Raw genomic sequence first — 7,761 nt, forward strand, 5'->3', positions numbered from 1 at the left:
CAGACACCTGCCAGCGCGCAGATAGCCGCTGGTACCGCCACCGCCAGTAGCGGCGAGAAGCCGAACACCTGGCTCGCCGGCCCCAGCAGGTCCTGCAAAATGCGGAATACGAAACCAACTATGACGCCGGTGAAGATACGCTGACCGAGCGTCACAGAGCGCAGCGGGCCAAAGATGAACGAGATTGCCAGCAATACCAGCGCCACCGTTACGGCCGGCTGCAACACCTTGCTCCAGAACGCCAACCAGTAGCGACCATTGTTTAACCCTTGCTCGCCCAGATAATGGATGTAGCGCCATAACCCGGTGATCGACAACGCATCCGGCTCCATCACTACCGTACTGACCAGCTGTGGCGTCAGTTGCACATCCCAGCGCTCCTCGGCGACCTTGGTCACCTCAGTGTGGTCGCCTCGAAAATGCGTGGTAGCAACATCGCTGAGCAACCATTGATCGTCCTCATAACGTGCACGGCGCGCAAAACTTGCCGATAGCAACTGCCGTTGTTCGTCAAATCGGTAGCGGGTGACGCCGAGCAGCAAACCGCTGGGTTGCACCGCATTGATATGCACAAACTCGTCACCCTGACGATGCCAGAGCCCACGCTTGCTGCTCTGGGCTTCACCGGCGCCCTGAGCCGAAGATCGGTTGGCCTGAGCAATGTTTTCGCTCCAGGGCGATACATATTCACCAATCAGTACACCGATCAGAAGCAGCAACAGCATCGGCTTCATCACGGCCAGCACGATTCGCCCGAGAGACACGCCGGCAGCGCGCATGATGGTCAGCTCGCTACTGCTCGCCAGTGTGCCAAGCCCTATAAGGCAGCCGATCAGGGCCGCCATCGGCAACATCTCGTAGATTCGCGAAGGCGTGGTCAGCAACACATAAACGGCAGCGTTCAAGGTGCCGTAGCTGCCTTTCACATCACCCAGCTCGTCGATAAAGGCGAACAACAAGGCCAGCCCGACAATGATGCCCAGCACCGTCAGAATCGCCAGCAGCACGTGACTGCCGATGTAGCGATCGAGCTTACGCATGAGCGGCCCTCGACAGGCTGCGACGCTTGCTGATGGCAAGCCTTAACGGTTCCCAGTAAAGCATCAGCATCCCTATCGCAAAGAAGATTCCGTGTACCCACCAGAGCCCCAACATCGGCGGTATCCGCCCCTTGTCCAGGGAGCCGCGTGCTGCGATGAGCAACGCAAGGTAAGCCATATACAAAAGGATTGCGGGCAGCAGTTTCAGGAAGCGCCCCTGGCGTGGATTGACCTTCGACAACGGGACCGCGAGCAGTGTGACGACGAACACCAGCAGCGGCAAAGACAGCCGCCACTGCAGTTCGGACTGCAAACGAATATTGTCACTCCCAAGCAGATCAAGCGTCGGCATTGCCTCTCGTTCGCTCAGTTCGACGCTAACTTCCGGCCGGGGCAGCAGCACGCCATAGGTGTCGTACTGGATCGCCCGATAATTAGCCTGCCCCGGGTTACCGTCATAGCGATAGCCGTTCTCGAGGATCAGGTAGCGACTTCCGTCAGGCTGGATTTCCTGGCGTCCGCTTTCAGCCACCAGCACGGAGAGCCCGCGCTTTTCACCGGTCGCGCTGGATAGATTGGTCTCGGAGATGAACACGCCGGCCAGCTCGGTGCGATCGTCAGTCAGCTCGCGGGTATAGGTCACCCGAGTTCCGTCGCGTAGGGTCTGGAAACGCCCTGGCACCAGCGTATCGAACTCAGTCAAAGAATCCTGCTCATTGAGAATACGATCAACCTCGGCAACGCCCTGCGGAGCCAAGCCGAGGCTCAGCCAGCCAACCAGCGCGGCAACCAACGCGGCCGGCGCCAGGCTATAGGCGAGCAGTCGACGCTGACTCATGCCGGTGGCCGAGAGAACGGTCATCTCGCTATCGAGGTAAAGCCGCCCATAGGCCAGCAGGATGCCCAGGAACAAACCTAGCGGCAGAATCAGCTGCAGGAACCCCGGCAGACGGAACCCCATGATCATCAGCAGCACGGCCGGATCGAGCAGCCCCTGTGCGGCTTGCGCCAGGTATTTGATAAAACGGCCGCTCATGATGATCACCAGCAGCACGGCACTTACCGCACTCAGGGTGACCAGCAGCTCGCGGGACAGGTAACGAAAGACGATCAAACCGGACACTCCAGGGTTGTCAGGCTCCGGCGGCTACGCTCAAACTAGCCGCCAAGCAGCCGGCCCGCCCGTAACAGGACGTTGGATTCACTCAGCATTTCCCAACGCCCCGGTAGACGAACCACCGGAAAACAAGCCCGGCATTATCCTGCAAACCCGACTCTTTGTCTTGGGGACTCGACGCCATGGAATTTGTTGTAAAGAACACCAAAGCAGCTGCGGCAAAAACTGCCACCCTGGTTCTGCCCGTTGGCGAAGAGGGCCTGCTCGGCGCCACAGCCCAGTCTGTGGACCAGGCCAGTGGCGGTGCCATCAGCGCAGTTCTCAAGCGCGGCGACTTGAACGGCAAGGCCGGGCAGACCTTGTTGCTGCATAGCCTGCCAAATCTCAAGGCCGATCGCGTCCTGCTGGTTGGCACGGGCAAGGATGACGAGCGCGACGGGCGTCAATGGCGCAAGATCGCCGGCGCCGCTCTCGGCGCACTCAAAGGCCTTGCCGGCGGTGATGCGACCTTTGCCCTGCAGGATGTGCAGGTCAAGGACCGAGACAGCTATGCGCGCGCCCGCATGCTGGTCGAGGTACTGGCCGATGGTCAGTACGTGTTTGACCAGTTCAAGAGCAAGAAGAACGACGAACCGAAGCTCGGCAAGATAACCCTTCTGACTGACAAGGCCGATCAGGCGCGTGTCGAGCAGGCCGCTCGCCACGCCGCGGCGATTGCCGCCGGCATGAGTTTCGCCCGCGACCTTGGGAACCTGCCGCCGAACATCTGCCACCCAAGCTATGTGGCCGAGCAGGCCAAGCAGCTTGGCAAGACCTTCAAAGGCCTGAAAGTCGAGGTTCTGGACGAAAAGAAGCTGCGTGAACTCGGTGCCGGCTCCTTCCTGGCTGTATCCCAGGGCAGCGATCAGCCCGGCTGTATCGTCGTCATGCAGTACAACGGCGGAAAAAAGGGCGAACAGCCCTACGCGTTGGTCGGCAAAGGCATCACCTTCGACACCGGCGGCATCAGCCTCAAGCCCGGCCAGGGCATGGACGAAATGAAGTACGACATGTGCGGCGCCGCCAGCGTGCTGGGCACCTTCCGGGCCGCATTGGAACTTGAGCTCCCGATCAACCTCGTCGGCCTTCTCGCTTGCGCGGAAAACATGCCCAGCGGCAACGCCACCCGCCCCGGTGACATTGTCACTACCATGAGCGGCCAGACCGTCGAGATACTCAACACCGACGCCGAAGGACGCCTGGTGCTTTGCGACACACTGACCTACGTCGAACGCTTCAAACCGCGGGCCGTGATTGATATTGCCACCTTGACCGGCGCATGCATCGTGGCGCTGGGCAGCAACACCTCGGGCTTGCTCGGAAATAACGATGAGTTGCTGCAGCAGGTACTGGGCGCCGGCCAGAAAGCCAGCGACCGCGCCTGGCAACTGCCGCTGTTCGATGAATATCAGGAACAGCTGGACAGCCCCTTCGCTGACATCGCCAACATTGGTGGCCCCAAGGCCGGCACCATTACCGCTGCCTGCTTCCTTTCGCGCTTTACCAAGGCCTATCCCTGGGCGCACCTGGACGTCGCTGGGACCGCCTGGATCAGTGGCGGCAAGGAAAAAGGCGCAACGGGACGCCCAGTCCCCCTGCTGACCCAGTATCTGCTGGACCGAGCCGAGCAGGCATGAGCCAAACGAGCGGAAGCTGGGCATGACGCGAATCGAGTTTTACGTATTGCCTGACAGCGAACCAGCAGGCCGTGCAAGAGCGGCCTGCCAACTGGCGAGCAAGGGCTGGCAGCACGGCCTGTCGGTATTCATTCGCTGCCAGGATAACCAGCAGTGCAATGAACTGGACGAGCTGCTCTGGAGCTTTCGCGCCGAGCGCTTCATCCCGCATGAGCTTCATGACGACTATCCTCAAGCGCCCGTCGTGATCGGCACCGAGCAGCCACCCGCCGCCACGCAGGGTTTGTTGATCAATCTGTCACCCACCCTGTCGCCGCACACTGACCGGTTCAGCCGGGTGATCGAAATCGTCAATCAGCAGCCTGAGCTGCTGACCGTCTGCCGGGACAATTTTCGCCTCTACCGGCAGCGTGGCTATGATCCCAAGAGAGTCGAGCTGTAATGAGTGCTGGCCGCAAGCGAAGGAGCCGCCGAGCCCGCCGTTGATCGGCATCGATAGTTTGTGGGCCAATGCCCGATCAGGATCACCCTTAATACGCCTGGACGCTCAATTCCGGATGCCCCGTACATGACGCAATCGCGCCCCCCCAAAGCCCACCTTCTCGATGACCTGGAATCCATTCGCGCGCTGTTGGGCGACCAGGAGCCGCCCCTGCTGGGCGAGACGCTGGACTCCGATAGCATTCCCATGCTTTCGGATATCGTCGAATACCCGCCGGAACCGGCAGCCGAACCTGAGATCGAGCCACGCGAGCCGGCCGTGCGTACAGCCTTTCGAACGCTCGCCGAACGCCATCTCGACCACGAGCTGCGCAATGCCGCGCAACTGATCCTGCAGGAGGTCATCGATGACTTCGTGCCGCAGATCGAAGCCGAACTACGGGTTCGCCTGGAAACCCGCGCCGAGCAGCTGATCAAGTCGCATCGCGCCTGATTCTCTGGCAACGGCGCCGGAACAGGCATTCACGCGCAGCTCAACTGTGCCTACGGGACAAAAGCGGCATCGCAACCCTGCCGATCGTCTACTTTGCCTTTATACTTGCCCGCTTTTCCGATCAGCCGTTCTAAGGGTCCCGCCGCATGGATAAGACCTACCAGCCGCATGCCATCGAAACTTCCTGGTACCAGACCTGGGAATCGAACAATTACTTCGCCCCCCAGGGTTCAGGCGAGTCCTACACCATCATGATCCCGCCGCCGAACGTTACCGGCAGCCTGCACATGGGTCATGGCTTCAACAACGCGATCATGGATGCGCTGATTCGTTTCCGTCGCATGCAGGGCCGCAACACGCTGTGGCAACCGGGCACCGATCACGCCGGCATCGCTACGCAAATGGTGGTCGAGCGCCAACTCGGCGCCCAGGGCGTCAGCCGTCACGATCTGGGCCGCGAGAAGTTTCTCGAGAAGGTCTGGGAATGGAAGGAGGAATCCGGCGGCAACATCACGCGTCAGATCCGCCGCCTGGGCTCTTCGGTGGACTGGTCACGCGAGCGCTTCACCATGGATGCCGGCCTTTCCAACGCCGTGAAGGAAGCCTTTGTTCGGCTGCATGAAGATGGCCTGATCTACCGCGGTAAGCGCCTGGTCAACTGGGACACCAAGCTGCACACCGCAATTTCCGATCTCGAAGTCGAGAACCACGACGAGAAAGGTCACCTCTGGCACCTGCGCTACCCGCTGGCCGATGGCTGCAAGACGGCCGATGGCAAGGACTACCTGATCGTTGCCACCACCCGTCCGGAAACCATGCTGGGCGACGCCGCCGTTGCGGTTCACCCCGAGGACGAGCGTTACAAGAACCTCATCGGCCGCCACATCATGCTGCCGCTGGTGAACCGCCTGATTCCGATCGTGGCTGATGACTACGTCGACCTCGAGTTCGGCACCGGCTGCGTGAAGATTACCCCGGCGCACGACTTCAACGACTACGAAGTCGGCAAGCGCCATCACCTGCCGCTGATTAACATCTTCGACCAGAACGCCTGCATTCTGGCGCGCGCCCAGGTGTTCAACATCGACGGCTCGCTGAACGATAAGGTCGACGGCAGCCTGCCAGACGGCTATGCGCACATGGACCGCTTCGATGCGCGCAAGGCCATCGTTGCCGAATTCGACGCCATGAGCCTGCTCGAGAAGATCGACGACCATGCGCTGAAGGTGCCGCGGGGCGACCGCTCCGGCACCATCATCGAGCCCTGGCTGACTGATCAGTGGTATGTCTCGACCAAGCCACTGGCGGACAAGGCGATCAAGGCTGTGGAAAGCGGCGAGATCCAGTTCGTGCCCAAGCAATACGAGAACATGTACTTCAGCTGGATGCGCGACATTCAGGACTGGTGCATCAGCCGTCAGCTCTGGTGGGGTCACCGCATTCCGGCGTGGTACGACGAAGCGGGCAACGTCTACGTCGGCCGTGACGAAGTCGAGGTCCGCCGTAAGTACAACCTGCGCAACGACGTCGAACTGCGTCAGGACGAAGACGTACTGGACACCTGGTTCAGCTCCGGCCTGTGGACGTTCTCCACGCTCGGCTGGCCCGAGCAGACCGATTTCCTCAAGACGTTCCATCCAACCGATGTGTTGGTCACCGGCTTCGACATCATCTTCTTCTGGGTCGCCCGCATGATCATGCTGTCGACTCATCTGACCGGGCAGATTCCGTTCAAGACCGTCTATGTGCACGGTCTGGTCCGCGATGGCCAAGGCCAGAAAATGTCCAAGTCCAAGGGCAACGTGCTGGACCCGCTGGACATCGTCGACGGGATCGAGCTGGATGCGCTGCTGCAAAAGCGCACCAGCGGCATGATGCAGCCCAAGCTGGCCGAGAAGATCGCCAAGCAGACCCGCGCAGAATTCCCCGAAGGCATCGCCAGCTATGGCACCGATGCCCTGCGCTTTACCTTCTGCTCGCTGGCCTCCACCGGTCGTGATGTCAAGTTCGACATGGGTCGCGTCGAGGGTTATCGCAACTTCTGCAACAAGATCTGGAACGCTGCCAACTTCGTCTTCGAAAACACCGAAGGCAAAGACACCGCGGTCAATGGCGAAGCGGCTGAGCTGTCTTCGGTGGATCGCTGGATCATCTCCTCGCTGCAACGCACCGAAGCAGAAGTGACCCGCCAGCTTGAGGCCTTCCGCTTCGACCTGGCCGCGCAGGCGCTCTACGAATTCATCTGGGACGAGTATTGCGCCTGGTATCTCGAACTGGTCAAACCGGTACTTTGGGACGAGAGCGCCAGCCTCGAACGCCAGCGCGGCACCCGCCGCACGCTGGTTCGGGTACTGGAAACCGCACTGCGCCTGGCGCATCCCTTCATGCCGTTCATCACCGAAGAGATCTGGCAACGCGTCGCACCGCTGGCGGGCAAATCCGGCCCGACCCTGATGCTGCAGCCCTGGCCGGAATTCAATCCGGAGCGCATCGACGAGGCAGCCGAAGGCGACATCGTGTGGGTCAAGGCGTTCATGCTCGGCATTCGCCAGATTCGCGCCGAGATGAACATCTCCATGGCCAAGCGCATCGACGTCGTGCTGGGTGACGCCAGTGAATCCGATCAGCGTCGCCTCGTAGATAACGAACCGCTGCTGAAAAAATTGGCCAAGCTGGACAGCGTTCGCATCCTCACTCAAGGCGAAGAACCGCCGATGTCCGCTACCGCTCTGGTGGGCGATATGCAGGTGCTGGTGCCCATGGCAGGCCTGATCGACAAGGACGCCGAACTTGCCCGCCTGGATAAGGAAATCGGCCGGCTCGATGGCGAAGTAAAGCGTGTGGGCGGCAAGCTCGGCAACGCCGGCTTCGTCGACAAGGCGCCGGCTGAAGTCATCGACAAGGAGCGCGCCAAACTGACCGAGGCCGAGCAGGCTAAAGCGCGACTGGTGGAACAGCGCGAGCGCATCGCCAGTCTGTAACGAAGCAAAAAGG

Annotated in this window: 6 protein-coding genes; 4 read left to right on the forward strand and 2 right to left on the reverse strand. The window is 60.8% G+C overall.

The features are described from left to right. A partial coding sequence (lptG, locus tag PSTU_RS0111005) for an LPS export ABC transporter permease LptG (protein WP_019341080.1) occupies window positions 1-1,040 on the reverse strand: 1,040 nt, incomplete at its 3' end. Next, window positions 1,033-2,154 (reverse strand): LPS export ABC transporter permease LptF, encoded by a 1,122-nt coding sequence (gene lptF, locus PSTU_RS0111010; protein ID WP_019341081.1) that lies wholly within the window; start codon window positions 2,152-2,154, stop codon window positions 1,033-1,035. The genes lptF and lptG, both read right to left, overlap by 8 nt. A gap of 185 nt (window positions 2,155-2,339) precedes the next feature. On the opposite strand from lptF, the gene PSTU_RS0111015 reads away from it, so the two are divergent. The 4 genes from PSTU_RS0111015 (at window position 2,340) to PSTU_RS0111030 (ending at window position 7,748) form a co-directional block, all read left to right on the forward strand. Beyond that, window positions 2,340-3,833, forward strand: a complete 1,494-nt coding sequence (locus tag PSTU_RS0111015) for a leucyl aminopeptidase (protein WP_019341082.1) — start codon at window positions 2,340-2,342, stop codon at window positions 3,831-3,833. Window positions 3,834-3,855: 22 nt separating this feature from the next. Beyond that, on the forward strand, window positions 3,856-4,275 hold the full coding sequence (locus tag PSTU_RS0111020; RefSeq protein WP_019341083.1) for a DNA polymerase III subunit chi: 420 nt from the start codon (window positions 3,856-3,858) through the stop codon (window positions 4,273-4,275). A 126-nt stretch (window positions 4,276-4,401) separates the two neighbouring features. Then, on the forward strand, window positions 4,402-4,767 hold the full coding sequence (locus tag PSTU_RS0111025; RefSeq protein ID WP_019341084.1) for a hypothetical protein: 366 nt from the start codon (window positions 4,402-4,404) through the stop codon (window positions 4,765-4,767). Between the two features lie 146 nt (window positions 4,768-4,913). Then, window positions 4,914-7,748: a valine--tRNA ligase gene (locus PSTU_RS0111030; RefSeq protein WP_019341085.1), complete on the forward strand. Its 2,835-nt coding sequence runs from the start codon at window positions 4,914-4,916 to the stop codon at window positions 7,746-7,748. Window positions 7,749-7,761 lie beyond the last annotated feature (13 nt).

Source organism: Stutzerimonas stutzeri SDM-LAC (assembly GCF_000235745.1).
GTDB lineage: Bacteria > Pseudomonadota > Gammaproteobacteria > Pseudomonadales > Pseudomonadaceae > Stutzerimonas > Stutzerimonas stutzeri_H.

Excerpts from the sequence above, each read along its gene's own strand:
- PSTU_RS0111015 (WP_019341082.1), top strand. The coding sequence starts at position 2,340 with ATGGAATTTGTTGTAAAGAACACCAAAGCAGCTGCGGCAAAAACTGCC.
- PSTU_RS0111020 (WP_019341083.1), top strand. The coding sequence starts at position 3,856 with ATGACGCGAATCGAGTTTTACGTATTGCCTGACAGCGAACCAGCAGGC.
- PSTU_RS0111025 (WP_019341084.1), top strand. The coding sequence starts at position 4,402 with ATGACGCAATCGCGCCCCCCCAAAGCCCACCTTCTCGATGACCTGGAA.
- PSTU_RS0111030 (WP_019341085.1), top strand. The coding sequence starts at position 4,914 with ATGGATAAGACCTACCAGCCGCATGCCATCGAAACTTCCTGGTACCAG.